Genomic DNA, 14,787 nt, shown 5'->3' with positions numbered 1-14,787 from the left:
CCCGTTAGGGATCATATGTAACTTTAGTTCAGGTTTTTTCTAAAACTCTTTCGTACGTTTTGAATGATGTTTTGCACTTCAAGGGTATCAATACCTTTTATTTGAGCAATTTCATTATAAGACAGATTACCAAAAATGAACAAATCTGCAATATTTGATATTTCAAATGGCAACCAGTTATATACTTTATTTAAAGCACGTCTCCGTTCTTCTGTGAGGTTTTTGCGATCATCATCAATTTCCATTGATCGTATGATATTCTTTTCTGCATCTTCATATAAATAAACAAAATTATCGTCATGTTGGTGATATGAAATGTCATCAAGTTCATCTTTCATGAGTAGATCTTGATCCAGGTCGATTTCGAAGGTTTCATCTAATTGTTCCATTTCTTTTTCAAGGATCTTATTAATACTAAGTGTATTTTTATGAAAATCCTCCTTTTTATAAAGCTCGTCCAGTTTATTATTTACTAAAGAAAAGAGTTTTAACTTGATTTTGTTATCATCATTAATCCAACCTTCATAATCTTCATACAGCTTGCTAATAGCATCATCAATTATTCCATTAGCTTGATACATTTTTCGGGGAATAATGCCAACCGTTTCAGCTAGATATAATCTATGTTTAACATAAGGATTTAGGCTTGGTATTGCGTGCAATACCTTTTTACCAAATTCTTTGTGGTATTTTTCATCTACGTTGATTTTGCTCATAGTTTCTGATTAAAAGTTCAAAACTCCTACCTAATCAAATGTATGGTCTATAGCAACTTTAATTTATGACAACGGTCATGAATGAAACTGGAAAACAGGATAATGTGATAGATGAGCTGTTCATTTTTCAGCTTTTCTTTTAAACTAACTAATAATTATCTATATTGGAAGCATAATAAATTGAATATGCAAGAAAAGTCATTATTTGAACTTGAGTTTCCGATACATTCATCCCCCTCATTGTTGTATCAATATATTTCTACACCCTCTGGCTTGTCAGAGTGGTTTGCTGATAATGTAAACAGCCGGGGTGAATTGTTTACTTTTATTTGGGATGATTCGGAGGAACAGGCCAAATTAATAAGTAAAAAATCAGGAGAGCGAGTTAAGTTTCGCTGGTTGGATGATGAAGACGAGCCTTACTATTTTGAGCTGCGCATTGTGGTTGATGAGATTACAAAGGATGTTTCTTTAATGGTAGCCGACTTTTCAGAAGAAGATGAGCAGGAAGAGGCTAAGATGCTTTGGGAAAATCAGATTTCTTCTTTGAAACATGTCTTAGGATCTGTGTAAACATATAGAAGTAACTAGTATATTTGACCCGATTTTATATCGGGTTTTTTTATGATCAATTTCAACGGTGCTATTGTAGCTTCTAACAGTCAGTTATCAGTTTTTAATAGAGGGTTCTTATATGGTGATGCCTTGTTTGAAACTTTAAAAATCATTAATGGTAAACCCCTTTTTTGGGAAGATCACTATTTTAGGCTAATGGCTTCTATGCGTATTTTACGCATGGAAATACCAATGAACTTTACTATGGAATTTCTGCAAGAAGAAATTAGCAGACTCATGGAGGCGGAACAACTTGGTAGTACTTCGATTCGTGTGAGACTGACAGTTTTTCGGGACGCTTCAGGTTTATATACCCCTTCTACAAATAGTATTAAGTACCTAATTACTTCAAATAGATTAGAAAATGAGTTGTATGAAAATCCTGAACAAGACTATGAGGTAGAATTATTTAAGGATCACTATGTGAATCAAGGTATGTTATCGACATTAAAGACCACTAATAAAATGGTCAACGTTCTGGCGGGTATTTACGCCAAAGAAAATTCGTATAGCAACTGTATTCTTATTAATAATGAAAAGAAGGTCGTGGAAACCTTGAATGGTAATTTGTTTTTGGTCAAGGGAAATGTAATTAAAACCCCACCTATAGAGGATGGGTGTTTAAAGGGAATTATAAGAAAGCAGTTGCTAGCTATTATAGAGACCAATGATAAATATATAGTTGAAGAGGCATCGATCTCTCCATTTGAGTTACAAAAAGCCGATGAATTATTTGTGACGAATGTAATTCAAGGAATACGATCAATAACAAAGTACCGTAAGAAATTATATGAACGAAAAGTAGCTTCTGATCTTTTGATCAAATTAAACGCTAGGGTACGATTAGGTGCTTAGTTGTAACTGGGATTTTCCGGAGCATTGGACCAAATTTGATAGTCACCACCAAATTCTAGCATTTTTTCTTTCCAAAAATCTTCGCAGCATTTTTCAATAATTTCGCTTTTGTATTCATTTTCAATAACTACCCAACTATTGGAATGCAGCTCAGACTCGAGCTGATCGGTATCCCAACCTGAGTATCCTAAAAAGAACCGGATATCAGCAGCATCAATACTGCCATTCTGAATACCTAAAACGGCTGAATCAAAATCTCCACCCCAAAAAATCCCATTAGAAATTTCTATACTATTTTCAATTTTGTCCGGGACACGATGAATGAAATAAAGGTTGTCTTGTTCTACTGGACCTCCATTAAAAACCATAAACTCTTGTGTGATTTCTGGAATAAGTTCATTGAGTTTGAACTCAAGTGGTTTATTTAATATAAAACCGACAGATCCGTTTTCGTCATGGTTTGCAAGAAGCACCACTGATCTGTTGAAAGAAACATCGCCAATAATGGAAGGCTCTGCAATTAGTAGGTGACCTTTGTTGGGCTTTAAGGCAATCATAAATAGCAATTTGACTTAAATCTATTAAAAAAAAATAGCTTTAACAAATTTTTAGCGCTGCTGGGTAATATAGGGAAAATAAAAAAGCGCTCTTACTAAAGAGCGCTTTTCAATTTTATAACAGATATCGTCTTAGTTAACAGATTTAGCTAAATCTGCACCAGCTTTGAACTTTACAACGTTCTTAGCAGCGATTTTAATAGTTTTTCCTGTTTGTGGGTTTCTACCTTCTCTTGCTGCTCTTTTAGAAACAGACCAAGAACCAAATCCAACCAAAGAAACTCTTCCACCTTTTTTCAAAGCGCCTTCTACATTACCTAAGAAAGATTCTAACGATTTTTTAGCTGCTGCTTTAGAAATGCCAGCATCAGCGGCCATAGCGTCAATTAATTCTGTTTTGTTCATAATTTATAATTTAATTGTTAATGTTGGTTAAACATGTATTTAATACCACCACAAATTTATACGGATATTCGTTTCACGCAAGCAATAACGGGCGAAATAGAAGCTTTTGTTGATAACTTAAGGTGATTGTTAATAAAGCCGATATAAAAAATCGATGAACTGCAAATGCTGTGTTTACAAGGTATTTACGATACAAATGCATTTTCTTTAAACTCATATCCGTTTAAAAGGTCGTTTGCTCTCATTCTTTTTTTACCTGGCAACTGTAAATTTTTTAAAACAATGACCCCATCTTTTACTGCGACTTTAATTTGCTTATGCTCAACGAAAATCGTTCCGGCTGCAATATTGTGATTAACAATGTCCTTTTCTACTTCGTAAATCTTTAAAATGCCTTGATCTTCACCATTTAATAAATTACACCATGCTCCGGGATACGGACTAAGACCTCTTATTAAATTGTATATAGTGTCTATCGATGTCGTCCAATTTATTTTACACGTGTCTTTATGAATTTTGAATGCAGTACGTATGTCGTTTATTTCTGGTTGAGGCGTTGTGGTAACGGTTCCATTTTCAATGTCATCAACCGTATCTAGCACCAGTTCTTTACCAAGTATCATTAGTTTGTCATGTAAATCGCCAGCAGTTTCATCGGGTTCAATAGCAATTTTCTTAAAGTCTATAATATGTCCAGTATCTATTTTTTCGTCAATGAAAAATGTGGTAACGCCCGTTTCATTTTCTCCGTTGATGATGGCCCAGTTAATCGGTGCGGCACCACGGTAATTGGGTAGTAAAGAAGCATGCAGGTTAAATGTACCGTATTTTGGCATTTGCCATACCAATTTGGGCAGCATTCTAAATGCCACTACAATCTGTAGATTTGCATTAAGCGATTGTAGTTCTTCGATAAAATCTTCGTTTTTAAGGTTTGTAGGCTGTAACACTCTCAAGCTGTTTTCTAAGGCATATTCTTTAACTGCGGATGCCCTCAGTTTTCTACCTCTACCAGCTGGTCGGTCGGGAGCTGTTATTACACCCACGATATTGTACGAAGCTTTGACCAAACCATCTAGAATAGTAACTGCAAATTCGGGGGTGCCCATGAACACAATTCGTAATGATTCAGGTTTATTGTTCATGTAGTATGTATTTGTTATCATATGTTATAGCTAGCATTCCTTTCTCAGTCATTAGTTGTAGTACCTCAATAATATGTGCTTCTTGAAAAGGAAGCAAAGCTACCAATTGTTTCGAATTTTTAGGTAGTGTCAGTTCCGATGTTATGGCTTTTTTTATTTGTAGTTTCAATGTTTTGTTCAATTTTAGGAAACGAGCCTCACAAACTGAACAGTGCCCACAATCAGTATCTTGATGCTCACCAAAATATTGAAGCAGTTGTTTTGCTTTACATGTATTGTTGTTTGTGACATAATCAATTACCGCCTGTACCTGTTCTTTCTTTATTTTTTGGTATAATGTAGTGTTTTTTGCTATTGGGTTAATCGTACGATCATCCTCTCGCGGGACTAAAAAAGTGATCGTGCTATCAGTAGTTTGTTCGTTTAAACTAATAATACCATCACTGTATAGTTGCCTTAAGGCTTGGTCAATTTCATGGTGGTCGCAAAGTGTTTTATCGCTTATTAGTTGTTTGTTAATTGGTAATTCCTGATCAAAAATGCCACCATATGTTCTTAATATGGCTTTTGCAATCAGATCTATTTTTTGATTCCTATCTAAGTAATTCAAGGTTTCGTTATTGCTAGCAACAAACTGAATTTTAGTGATTTTTTCGAATTGAGGACTTAACGCAATGACACTCTCCCTGTCCAATGACCGTAGGCAGTTATAGGTCACAAGACTAGACAATTTATAGGTGTTACAAAAGTCAGAAAATTGGAAGGTATAACTAGTTTGTTGTCCTTCACCATAACTAATTTGAAAATAGTTACACAAGTGTCTATATACTTGTTTTATTGCAGCTACCGTGGGTAAGGTTTTTAAAAATTGATCTTTCACTTGGGTATGGTCAGCTTCGTTAACGAGCATTACAGCGATGGATGGTTTGCCATCACGTCCGGCACGACCTGCTTCTTGAAAATAGCTTTCTAAACTATCGGGCAGTTGCGTATGAATTACTGATCGCACATTAGGTTTATCGATGCCCATACCAAACGCGTTTGTAGCAACCATTACCTGAACGAGCTCGTCAAGCCATAACTGCATTCGTTTTTCTTTTTCCCTGGTTTCTATACCACCATGAAAAAAGGTACTGCTAATATCAGCTTGTTGTAGTAATCTGCTAATTTCAATAGTGGCTTTTCTATTACGAGTATAGACAATAGCGGGGCCGTTAGTTTTTTTTATGATATGGGCAAGCTGATAATGTTTATCTGCAGTTTTAATTACTTTAAATGAAATGTTATCCCTTGTTAGTGAGCTTTGAAAAACAGTCGAGTTTTCAAATTCCAATTCATAAGTAATATCAGTCATTACCTTTTTGGTTGCAGAGGCTGTTAAGGCAATGATATTGGTGGTTGGATGTAATTGTCTTAACAACGTGATTTTTTTATAAGCGGGTCTAAAATCATTGCCCCATTGCGAAATACAATGTGCTTCATCAACCGCGATAAGATTTACCGGCATTTGCCGAATACGTTCTTTTACCAAATCTTGTTGCAGTCGTTCTGGTGAGATATATAAAAATGTGTAATTACCATAAATGCAATTGTCAAGTAAGGTATCGACTTCTTTAAAGGGAATTCCTCCGGTAATTGCAATTGCTTTAATGCCTTTTTCTTGTAGCTGACGAACCTGATCTTTCATTAAAGCAATTAACGGAGAGACAACAATGCAAATACCTGGCATCGCTAGGGCAGGGATTTGGAAACAAATGGACTTGCCTCCACCGGTAGGAAGGATAGCTAGTACATCTTTTTTATCTAAAACAGCTTGAATTATTTCCTCTTGAGACGGTCTAAATGAGTCATATCTCCAGTATTGTTTTAATATATCAAGAGGTTGCTGCATTCAGGTGATTCAAAATGAAATTAACACGTTTGTTTACTGACAACAAAGGTACTTCTATCAAATCAAAATTAAAACGTTTATAGGCATCGACTAAATGATGATAAATTGCAGTCGCTTCTTCAAAAGTTTCAAAACGTTCATTATCTGAAATATAAATGCCTTCCCAGGGTGGCAAAATAAACACCTTGTCATAAACACATTGTTCGCAGGCATTAATAAACAGTTCATTATATTCCTGATCAAAGAAATCCATATAAGCAATGACATCAGGAACTCCGCGGTCTAAAAAAGTCAGTTCATGATCATTTTCTAAAGCGATACGATATTGATCAATACGCTGATGCAGAATTTTTTTATTAAATGCTAGTGAGTCGTCAACGGCATCAATTGGGTTCGAGGCAGTATCTGCTATTTCGCCTAATTTTTTTGCTTCTAGAGTCATGGTTCTTATGACCTCATGCAAGCATGTGTATCCCATTTCTTCCAAGAGATTAATAACGGAGGTTTTTCCTGTACCTGGGCCACCAGTAATAACGATTTTATTTGAAGCCAATACGCATTGATTTTCAGGCAAAATAATGAATTTATAATCGAACCTAAAAATTACAATACACTATCTGAGGTCGTGTTTGTAAGGCATTATATGGTAATTGTTTTAGATTTTTTGGAAAGCGATAAGGCATTTAAATCTTCCCTTGGTCGTATGCAGACAGAATTATCGGGCAAAGCACTATCTTTGTGAGCTATAAAAAAGAGCAATTAAGTAATTAAAATGGGTAAGAAAGAAGAGGATTTTTATCAGCGGTTAAAAGAAGAATTAGTTCAAAGTACTTTGTGGCCTGCTGAATACTTATATAAGTTTATTGTACCTACAGATGATACAAAAATAGCCCAAGTGCAAGCAGCCTTTAATAATATGGGGGCGGTTATTAATACCAAAACTTCTTCCAAGGGTAAATACACAAGTATTTCTATTAATGTGCGAATGAAAAATCCGGAAGCGGTTATTGAAAAATACCTTCAGGTCGGCGAGGTCGAAGGAGTAATTTCTTTATAATCGCGGCGGTTTTCGTATTCGGTTTAATTTTGCTACTTTGCAACCATCGATTTCTTCGCGAATTTTAGAAATCCCCAATAAAAAATAACAAGTTTGATAGATCAATTAGAATATAACACTGAGCGTGAAAAGCTCATAATACCTGAATATGGTCGCCATATTCAAAAAATGGTGAACCACGCCATCAGTATTGAAGATAGAGAAGAACGCAATAAAATTACCAAAGCCATTATTGGAGTTATGGGAAATTTACAGCCTCATCTTCGTGATGTGCCCGATTTTCAGCACAAGTTATGGGACCAAATTCAGATTATCGCAGATTTTAAACTAGATGTTGATAGTCCCTACCCTAAACCAGAAAAAGAAGTGCTTTTTGCAAAGCCTGCACCTTTGAACTATCCTCAAAACCATCCAAAATATCGTTTTTATGGTAACAATATCAAAACGATGATTGACGTGGCTAATACATGGGAAGAAGGCGAGATGAAAACCGCGCTTATTTATACGATAGCGAATCACATGAAAAAGTGTTTCTTAAACTGGAATAAGGATACAGTTGAAGATCAAGTTATTTTTGATCACCTGTTCGAACTATCAGAAGGGCGAATTCGTTTAACTGAGGATGATAGTGAAGACTTAAGTGCTTCTGGAGATTTAATGAGAAGTAGTTCAAAGAAAAAGTATACAAAAAAAGGTGGAGGTCGTAGCAACCGTAACCGCAAACGTTATTAAGCCTAATGGGTACGTTTAAAATAGAAGGTGGGCACCGCCTAAAGGGAAGTATTACTCCTCAAGGTGCAAAAAATGAGGCTTTACAAGTATTATGCGCTGTGTTACTTACAGCAGATAAAGTGACCATCGAGAACATTCCTGATATTCGTGATGTTAACAAGCTTATTCTACTTTTGAGTAATCTTGGAGTAAAAATCCAAAAGAATAAGCCAGGTTCATTCACATTTCAAGCAGATGACATACACTTAGAGTATCTTGAATCTGAGGCTTTTAAAGAGGAAGGTAGAGGGTTGCGTGGTTCAATAATGATCGTTGGTCCTTTATTGGCTAGATTTGGTAAAGGCTATATCCCAAAACCAGGTGGAGACAAAATTGGTCGCCGTCGTCTTGATACGCATTTTGAAGGTTTTATAAAACTAGGTGCTGATTTTCGCTACAATCGCGAAGATTACTTTTACGGAGTGGAAGCAAAGCAACTAAAAGGTACGAATATGCTTCTTGATGAAGCATCTGTAACGGGTACTGCTAACATTATTATGGCCGCGGTATTGGCGGAAGGCGTTACTACCATATACAATGCGGCTTGCGAACCGTACATTCAGCAGTTAAGTAATATGCTGATTCGTATGGGGGCCAAAATAGAAGGTGTGGGTAGCAACCTTTTAAAGATTGAAGGTGTTACCAAACTTGGTGGTTGTGAACACCGTATTCTTCCTGATATGATTGAGATTGGAAGTTGGATGGGCCTTGCGGCGATGACTCAAAGCGAGTTGACCATTAAAGATGTTAGTTGGGAGAATTTAGGGCAAATTCCGGATGTTTTTAGAAAAATGGGAATTACGGTAGAGAAAAGGGGAGATGACATACATATTCCTGCGCATACTGAAGGTTATGAAATTCAGAGTTATATTGATGGTTCAGTGCTAACAATCGCAGATGCACCTTGGCCCGGTTTCACACCTGACCTTTTGAGCATTGTTTTGGTGGTTGCTACACAGGCAAGAGGAAGTGTGTTAATTCATCAGAAAATGTTTGAAAGCCGGTTGTTTTTTGTCGATAAGCTTATAGATATGGGTGCAAAGATCATATTGTGTGATCCACATAGAGCCAATGTTATTGGCCATGATTTCAAATCTACTTTAAAAGCCACCACTATGACATCACCTGATATTCGAGCTGGTATATCGTTGCTGATTGCTGCATTGTCTGCAAAAGGCACGAGTACTATTCATAACATCGAGCAGATTGATCGTGGTTACGAGCGAATCGATGAGCGATTAAGAGCTATAGGAGCTAAAATTGTCCGTGTCTAAAGGGATCGGTTTACAAAATTCATAACAGCAAGGAAAATTCCTATACTTATTAGGACGATTCCAATAATACCAATGATCAGCATGTTTTTGTTGATGGTTTCCATAACCGTTTTCATAGCGTTGTTGGTGCTTGCTATTTCATTAATTTTACCGTGATTCCGTTCGTTTGCTAAGTGCTTTACTAGGGCGGTTTGAATTTTCTGCTGTTCAGCAATCTGCGATCGCTGACGCTTTAACAAATAATCATGTTCTATTATTCTAATAATAATAGGATATACATTCTTTTTGGAATACTTTCTTTCCCACTTTTCGTTAGAAAACGAAATTTTATAGTCTACAAATTTATCAGCATCCATACTATGATCAAAGGCCTCGTTAAGCTGAATTGCATGGGTATGTAGTTTGTTTATCGCGTCTAGATCTGAATTCTTGTCAACGATTTCATTGATTAATTCGTTTTTATTAGCATAGATAAATTGTAACGTTGCTAATTGTAGATTATCCATACGCTCCTTAAGCATTAAATAATCAATAACTGTAGCGATTAGATCTTTGTTGTATTTTAATTTGGTGCCAATGGCAGCACTGTAGTTTTCGTACAATCTATTTTCAAGAAGAATGAATTGCTCTTGCAGCATTTTAATTTTTTTACCACCTTCTTGGTACATGTAGGCATCTACTCCTTCCGGTAGCGTAACTTCATTATCATAGAAAGAACCTACATTTTTAAGGTAATAATAACTTTCACGCGCAGCTTCCGTAATAGACTGAATGTCTTCTGGAAGTGTTAGGGTAATCGTATGTTCGACCTGTTCGTTTTTCACGTATTTTTAATTAAAGTCGATCTCTATAATCGGTATTAGGGGAGGCACATAAAGCAGTAAGCGAATGTAGCCGAACAATGATAGGAAAATCAGTAGAGTTACAATTAAAAAAACGTTTTAAGTGTTAATTTATCTGATGTGTTGTTGATAAGTTTAAAAATAATCTGAATATAACTTCATTTATTAAATCAAAAAAATCAAAATTTAGAATACGTTAAATGATGATTATCAATAAATTAAGCAAATACCATTGGACAAACACTTTATGTTTACAAAACAAACTATTTAAAGTTCTACTTTAAATAACTTTGTCAATTAGATTGATATATAAAAACGGAAAGCTAATGTATTAAGCAACAGCTTCTTTGTATATTTTTAAACAACGTTCTCTAGCAAATTTATGATCTACTATAGGATTTGGATAGGTGAGTTCATCTAAATCTTTAACCCAGGTGCGAATGTATTGGTGTTGTTTATCGAACTTCTCAATCTGTGAACTTGGGTTAAATATACGAAAGTACGGAGCTGCATCCACACCACATCCAGCTACCCATTGCCAGTTACCAACGTTACTTGCTTGTTCGTAATCATGAAGTTTAAGGGCAAAATATGCTTCTCCCCAGCGCCAATCTATCAGTAAATGTTTACATAAAAAACTACCGACGAGCATTCGTACCCGATTATGCATGAATCCGGTTTCATTTAATTGGCGCATTGCAGCATCGACCAGCGGATAGCCTGTTTCCCCGTTTTTCCAGCGCTCAAATTCCGCTTCATTATTACGCCATGCAATTCGGTCATATTTTGGCTTGTAGGCTTTGTTTACGGTATGTGGATGGTGCCAAAGTATTTGCATAAAGAACTCTCTCCAGATCAGTTCATTCCAGAAGATCTCATTCTTTTCTGCTATTGCCTGCGCCACAATCTCTCGTATACTAACGGTACCAAAACGTAAATGAGGCCCTAATTTTGAGGTGGTGTCCTTAGCGGGGTAGTTTCTTGTTTCCTCGTAAGTCTGTATCAAATTAGGGCTTAATTTGTAGGGCGCAACTCTTATGGCTGCGCGCTCAAACCCCATTTCAGATAGCGAAATATTAGGAAGGTCATCTTTTGGTAAAAGCTTATCCAAATGCTTGTCGGAAGGGTAATGCTCTAGTCGGGTAGACCTGAATATTGTTTTCCATTGCCTCATATATGGAGTATATACAGCATAAGGATTTCCGTCTCCCTTTACCACCTCGTTTTTCTCAAAAATCACCTGATCCTTAAACGTGTTGAATTCAATGTTGGATTTCGCTAAGAATTCACCCATTTCATGATCACGCTTTCTGGCATAAGGTTCGTAGTCGTGATTGGTGTAGACCGCTTTAATATTGTATTCTTTTACAAGCTGTTGGAAGATATCGGTCGGAATCCCATAATGAAATGAGATTCCACTTTGGTAGTTTTCGTTTAAATGATGATTTAGTTTCTGTAATGTTTCATGAATAAAGGTTACTCTGCTATCCTCTTTTGGTAACTCATCTAAAATTAGCTGGTCAAAAATGAATATGGGTAATACTTTGAATCCCGACTGTAATGCATGATAAAAAGCGGTATTATCATGTAAACGAAGGTCTCTTCTAAACCAAAAAATAGTAATCTCGTCGTTCATTAACTCACATTCAGTGTTGACATACCTCCATCAACACCCAAAACTTGCCCGGTTATCCAACTACTTTGTTCTTGTAGTAAGAAACTGGTAATATTGGCAATGTCTTCAGCATTACCAACTCTTTTTAGTGGGTGGCGATTGTTCATTCGATCCACCTTCTTTTCGTGATTTAACAGGCGCTTCGCTAGTGGTGTATCAGTTAGTGACGGTGCGACCACATTTACTCTAATATTCGGAGCGTATTCTGCTGCTAGGGCCTTGGCAAAACCTTCAACTGCACCTTTGGCGCCAGCTACGCTTGTATGAAACGGCATTCCAACCTTCACGGCAACTGTGCTAAAAAATACCATACTAGCTTGTTTAGATTTCATAATTAGAGGTATGATGGTCTGCACTACTTTAACCAACGAGAGGTAGTTGATATTGATATCATTAACAAACGACTCGTATTTAAGCATTTTAAACGGTTTTAAATCGATACTGCCAGGACAATACACAAATCCATCTAAATGCGTCGGAAGCAAACTAATATCTAAAATATCTTCGCTTGCATCAAAAGGGATGTATTTACAGTTAACATCTTCTAAACCTTCACTAGTTCTTGAAGCAATGAATAAGGTGTTGTTTTCCGAGAGTTGCCTAGCAAGTGCATTACCAATTCCATAAGAACCCCCGATTATCAATATATTTCCCATAAAATTTATCCGTACATTTTAATGACCTTATCATGATCACCTTTGTGTTTACCAAAAAGTTGGATTAGTTTTTGTTCCCTATACTTAAAAATATTCTTAAGCTGTTTTCCAACAACCAATCCATGCATTATGCGCCCCAAAAAGCCAAGGGGCAGTTTATAATCAACAATATCTTCCATTTCTACCCCGCCATCGATCTCGGTTAGAAAATGTTTATGATGCCATAACGCATAAGGACCAAATCGTTGTTCGTCAACAAAGTAGTTTTTGTTGTCAACGTGGGTTATTTCAGTAACCCACTTCAATTTTATACCGAACATCGGTGTGACGTTATATTGAATAATTTGTCCAGCAAACATTTTTCTATCCGCTCCTGAGAGAATTTCAAATCCCATATGTGGTGGAGTAATGGTGCGTAGATTGACAGGGTCAGACAAAAAATCCCAAGCAGCATCTAAACTAATGGGTAGTTTTTGCTTAGTATGAAGCCTATATATTTTCATCGCTTTTTCTTTTGGACGAAATTACGATTAAAAATGTTTAATTAAAAATTAAAAAAGTTAAACAAATCGATTGAGGTGTTAACAATCATCGCAGCATTGCTCATCTTTTACCAGTTTACAGCTCATTACAGCTAGGATGGCCCCAACAAACGGAGCAGTAAAATATAGCCATGTGTCTGTCCATTTTCCTGACAAGATAGCCGGCCCTAATGTCCTTGCGGGATTCATTGATGCTTTAGTCATGGGGCCTGCAAACATTGCCTCCAATAAAACGACACCTCCAATGGCAATACCCGCCATAGTGCCCACTTCTTTAGAGCCTGTAGACACATTTATAATCACTAACATTAGGAAAAAAGTGAGGAATAGCTCTAATACAAAAGCACGCCAGGCTTCGAAGCCTTCAGCAGGAAATGTGGCACCCAATTCTTGACTGTCAGGAAATAAAAGATATAAAACTCCACTTGCCATAACAGCCCCCAAGCACTGCGCTATTAAGTATTTTGGTGTCTCTTTCCAACCAAACTTTTTTGCATAAGCAAAAGCAATCGTAACTGCCGGATTAAAATGAGCACCGGAGATATCACCAAAGGCATATATCATAGCCATTACAATAAGCCCCCAAGTAATTGCAACTCCCACATGGCTAACATCACCACCCGTTACCTCATTTATGGTCATTGCTCCGGTACCGCAAAATACCATGGAAAAAGTGCCGATTGTCTCCGCTATATAACGTTTCAATTATTTTCAATTTTTGCGCTAAGATAAACGCTTTTTATGTTTTTATTATCATCTGATAATTCGGGTTTAAATATCTTTGCCTCAACTTAAAACAGCATGAAACGGTTTATTTACATTGCCTTAGCAGTGGGTATTATTGCATTTATTAGCCTAAGTTTTATAAACTACAGGGTGACCACGCTTCATGAAATGGATAAGACGCTGGCGGAAGCATCTGGTTTACTATACTATAAAGGCGACTTAATAACTTTTAATGATTCTGGTAACAGTAGTGTACTCTATGTATTGGATATAGAGACTGGAGAAATTAAGAGAACTGTGTCGCTATTTGGTGCAAAAAAAATCAAATGGAGTGACTGGGAAGATATTACACAAGATGAAAATTATATTTATCTAGGCGATATTGGTAATATCTATGGATATCGAGATAATATGAATATCTATCGCATCAAGAAGTCAGATTTTGATTCAAAAGATGAAGTTGTTCCGGAGACAATTAAGTTCAAATACAAAGACTTTCAAGAAAAAGTATATATCGAGGGAGGGATTAATTACGATGCAGAGGCGTTGTGCATGATTGATGATACGTTGTTTTTATTTACAAAAGAGTGGAAGTCTGGACAAACTACTGCCTATAAGTTACCGAAAATTCCATCCGACAGTGTTCATCTTTTGACGAAAGGTGAATCATTTGAAGTTGATGGACTAATAAGTGGTGGGGCGTATGATGCGGAGAATAATAATCTTTTCTTAACCGGATATACCCGAACCCTGCAACCATTTTTATATGAAATTAATGACGTTAGCTCGACTGGTCTTTTCAATGGCCGAATCACTAAACATGATTTAAAGGGCACTGGCTTTACAAGTCAAATAGAAGGGGTTACCTACCATGATTCAAAGTTGTATTTGATCAGCGAACGTATTTACAAAACAATAAAAGGATTTAATATCGTTGTACCCGGAAAGTTGTACCGGGTGGATGACGTTGATTGATCTCAATTCATTTAAGGTTTTGTTAACATTTTTCGTATTACCTAATGACTACTTTCGTTATGTTAAACAAATCATCCGATGGGTT

At 36.4% G+C, this 14,787-nt stretch carries 17 protein-coding genes; 6 read left to right on the top strand and 11 right to left on the bottom strand.

All coding sequences use genetic code 11. The features are described from left to right. Nucleotides 1–23 precede the first annotated feature (23 nt). Nucleotides 24–716: a hypothetical protein gene (locus tag ABN763_RS16585; RefSeq protein WP_410486621.1), complete on the bottom strand. Its 693-nt coding sequence runs from the start codon at nucleotides 714–716 to the stop codon at nucleotides 24–26. A gap of 186 nt (nucleotides 717–902) precedes the next feature. Here ABN763_RS16585 and ABN763_RS16580 point away from each other — a divergent pair, with 186 nt between their 5' ends. Then, entirely contained in the window at nucleotides 903–1,289 is a 387-nt protein-coding gene (locus tag ABN763_RS16580) for an START-like domain-containing protein (protein ID WP_410486620.1), read from the top strand. A 51-nt stretch (nucleotides 1,290–1,340) separates the two neighbouring features. After that, nucleotides 1,341–2,186: an aminotransferase class IV gene (locus ABN763_RS16575; RefSeq protein WP_410486619.1), complete on the top strand. Its 846-nt coding sequence runs from the start codon at nucleotides 1,341–1,343 to the stop codon at nucleotides 2,184–2,186. On the opposite strand, the gene ABN763_RS16570 is transcribed toward ABN763_RS16575, so the two are convergent. From ABN763_RS16570 to ABN763_RS16550, 5 genes are all read right to left on the bottom strand, one after another. After that, nucleotides 2,183–2,743 (bottom strand): YqgE/AlgH family protein, encoded by a 561-nt coding sequence (locus tag ABN763_RS16570; RefSeq protein WP_410486618.1) that lies wholly within the window; start codon nucleotides 2,741–2,743, stop codon nucleotides 2,183–2,185. The two genes, ABN763_RS16575 and ABN763_RS16570, sit on opposite strands and share 4 nt — an antisense overlap. A gap of 132 nt (nucleotides 2,744–2,875) precedes the next feature. Then, nucleotides 2,876–3,148 (bottom strand): HU family DNA-binding protein, encoded by a 273-nt coding sequence (locus tag ABN763_RS16565; protein WP_410486617.1) that lies wholly within the window; start codon nucleotides 3,146–3,148, stop codon nucleotides 2,876–2,878. 185 nt (nucleotides 3,149–3,333) lie between these two features. Beyond that, nucleotides 3,334–4,293: a methionyl-tRNA formyltransferase gene (gene fmt, locus ABN763_RS16560; protein ID WP_410486616.1), complete on the bottom strand. Its 960-nt coding sequence runs from the start codon at nucleotides 4,291–4,293 to the stop codon at nucleotides 3,334–3,336. After that, nucleotides 4,283–6,184, bottom strand: coding sequence for an ATP-dependent DNA helicase RecQ (locus ABN763_RS16555; protein ID WP_410486615.1), 1,902 nt, complete (start codon nucleotides 6,182–6,184; stop codon nucleotides 4,283–4,285). Before ABN763_RS16555 ends, fmt begins: the two co-directional genes overlap by 11 nt. After that, complete coding sequence (locus tag ABN763_RS16550) at nucleotides 6,168–6,737, bottom strand: AAA family ATPase (RefSeq protein ID WP_410486614.1); 570 nt, start codon at nucleotides 6,735–6,737, stop codon at nucleotides 6,168–6,170. The genes ABN763_RS16555 and ABN763_RS16550 overlap by 17 nt, the downstream gene beginning before the upstream one ends. Before the next feature lie 219 nt (nucleotides 6,738–6,956). Between ABN763_RS16550 and ABN763_RS16545 the strand changes: the two genes are divergently transcribed. The 3 genes from ABN763_RS16545 (at nucleotide 6,957) to murA (ending at nucleotide 9,286) form a co-directional block, all read left to right on the top strand. Next, nucleotides 6,957–7,241 (top strand): DUF493 family protein, encoded by a 285-nt coding sequence (locus tag ABN763_RS16545; RefSeq protein WP_410486613.1) that lies wholly within the window; start codon nucleotides 6,957–6,959, stop codon nucleotides 7,239–7,241. Nucleotides 7,242–7,334: 93 nt separating this feature from the next. Further along, nucleotides 7,335–7,973 (top strand): DUF4290 domain-containing protein, encoded by a 639-nt coding sequence (locus ABN763_RS16540; RefSeq protein WP_410486612.1) that lies wholly within the window; start codon nucleotides 7,335–7,337, stop codon nucleotides 7,971–7,973. A gap of 5 nt (nucleotides 7,974–7,978) precedes the next feature. After that, nucleotides 7,979–9,286, top strand: a complete 1,308-nt coding sequence (gene murA, locus ABN763_RS16535; RefSeq protein ID WP_410486611.1) for a UDP-N-acetylglucosamine 1-carboxyvinyltransferase — start codon at nucleotides 7,979–7,981, stop codon at nucleotides 9,284–9,286. Here murA and ABN763_RS16530 read toward each other — a convergent pair. The 5 genes from ABN763_RS16530 to ABN763_RS16510 form a co-directional block, all read right to left on the bottom strand. Then, the gene (locus ABN763_RS16530; RefSeq protein WP_410486610.1) at nucleotides 9,283–10,110 is read right to left on the bottom strand and encodes a hypothetical protein; all 828 of its coding nucleotides are present in this window, start codon (nucleotides 10,108–10,110) and stop codon (nucleotides 9,283–9,285) included. The genes murA and ABN763_RS16530 overlap by 4 nt on opposite strands. A gap of 349 nt (nucleotides 10,111–10,459) precedes the next feature. Continuing rightward, nucleotides 10,460–11,764 carry a cryptochrome/photolyase family protein gene (locus ABN763_RS16525; RefSeq protein WP_410486609.1) on the bottom strand — a complete coding sequence of 435 codons (1,305 nt, stop codon included), beginning with the start codon at nucleotides 11,762–11,764 and terminating at the stop codon, nucleotides 10,460–10,462. Then, nucleotides 11,764–12,459, bottom strand: a complete 696-nt coding sequence (locus tag ABN763_RS16520) for an SDR family NAD(P)-dependent oxidoreductase (RefSeq protein WP_410486608.1) — start codon at nucleotides 12,457–12,459, stop codon at nucleotides 11,764–11,766. Before ABN763_RS16520 ends, ABN763_RS16525 begins: the two co-directional genes overlap by 1 nt. 5 nt (nucleotides 12,460–12,464) lie before the next feature. Then, on the bottom strand, nucleotides 12,465–12,962 hold the full coding sequence (locus tag ABN763_RS16515; RefSeq protein WP_410486607.1) for an SRPBCC family protein: 498 nt from the start codon (nucleotides 12,960–12,962) through the stop codon (nucleotides 12,465–12,467). 78 nt (nucleotides 12,963–13,040) lie between these two features. After that, nucleotides 13,041–13,706 carry an MIP/aquaporin family protein gene (locus tag ABN763_RS16510; RefSeq protein ID WP_410486606.1) on the bottom strand — a complete coding sequence of 222 codons (666 nt, stop codon included), beginning with the start codon at nucleotides 13,704–13,706 and terminating at the stop codon, nucleotides 13,041–13,043. A 96-nt stretch (nucleotides 13,707–13,802) separates the two neighbouring features. On the opposite strand from ABN763_RS16510, the gene ABN763_RS16505 reads away from it, so the two are divergent. After that, the gene (locus ABN763_RS16505) at nucleotides 13,803–14,702 is read left to right on the top strand and encodes a hypothetical protein (protein WP_410486605.1); all 900 of its coding nucleotides are present in this window, start codon (nucleotides 13,803–13,805) and stop codon (nucleotides 14,700–14,702) included. The last annotated feature ends 85 nt before the right edge of the window (nucleotides 14,703–14,787 follow it).

The organism is Spongiivirga sp. MCCC 1A20706 (assembly GCF_046524175.1).
Lineage (GTDB): Bacteria > Bacteroidota > Bacteroidia > Flavobacteriales > Flavobacteriaceae > Spongiivirga.
The sequence above is the reverse complement of the archived record's forward strand: the minus strand, read 5'-3'. Positions and strand labels throughout refer to the sequence as shown.

Bases quoted from the DNA above. Each gene is read 5' to 3' on its own strand.
- ABN763_RS16545 (WP_410486613.1), top strand. From the start codon at position 6,957: ATGGGTAAGAAAGAAGAGGATTTTTATCAGCGGTTAAAAGAAGAATTA.
- ABN763_RS16575 (WP_410486619.1), top strand. From the start codon at position 1,341: ATGATCAATTTCAACGGTGCTATTGTAGCTTCTAACAGTCAGTTATCA.
- ABN763_RS16585 (WP_410486621.1), bottom strand. From the start codon at position 716: ATGAGCAAAATCAACGTAGATGAAAAATACCACAAAGAATTTGGTAAA.
- fmt (WP_410486616.1), bottom strand. From the start codon at position 4,293: ATGAACAATAAACCTGAATCATTACGAATTGTGTTCATGGGCACCCCC.
- ABN763_RS16525 (WP_410486609.1), bottom strand. From the start codon at position 11,764: ATGAACGACGAGATTACTATTTTTTGGTTTAGAAGAGACCTTCGTTTA.
- ABN763_RS16520 (WP_410486608.1), bottom strand. From the start codon at position 12,459: ATGGGAAATATATTGATAATCGGGGGTTCTTATGGAATTGGTAATGCA.
- ABN763_RS16580 (WP_410486620.1), top strand. From the start codon at position 903: ATGCAAGAAAAGTCATTATTTGAACTTGAGTTTCCGATACATTCATCC.
- ABN763_RS16505 (WP_410486605.1), top strand. From the start codon at position 13,803: ATGAAACGGTTTATTTACATTGCCTTAGCAGTGGGTATTATTGCATTT.
- ABN763_RS16555 (WP_410486615.1), bottom strand. From the start codon at position 6,184: ATGCAGCAACCTCTTGATATATTAAAACAATACTGGAGATATGACTCA.
- ABN763_RS16515 (WP_410486607.1), bottom strand. From the start codon at position 12,962: ATGAAAATATATAGGCTTCATACTAAGCAAAAACTACCCATTAGTTTA.
- ABN763_RS16565 (WP_410486617.1), bottom strand. From the start codon at position 3,148: ATGAACAAAACAGAATTAATTGACGCTATGGCCGCTGATGCTGGCATT.
- ABN763_RS16570 (WP_410486618.1), bottom strand. From the start codon at position 2,743: ATGATTGCCTTAAAGCCCAACAAAGGTCACCTACTAATTGCAGAGCCT.
- murA (WP_410486611.1), top strand. From the start codon at position 7,979: ATGGGTACGTTTAAAATAGAAGGTGGGCACCGCCTAAAGGGAAGTATT.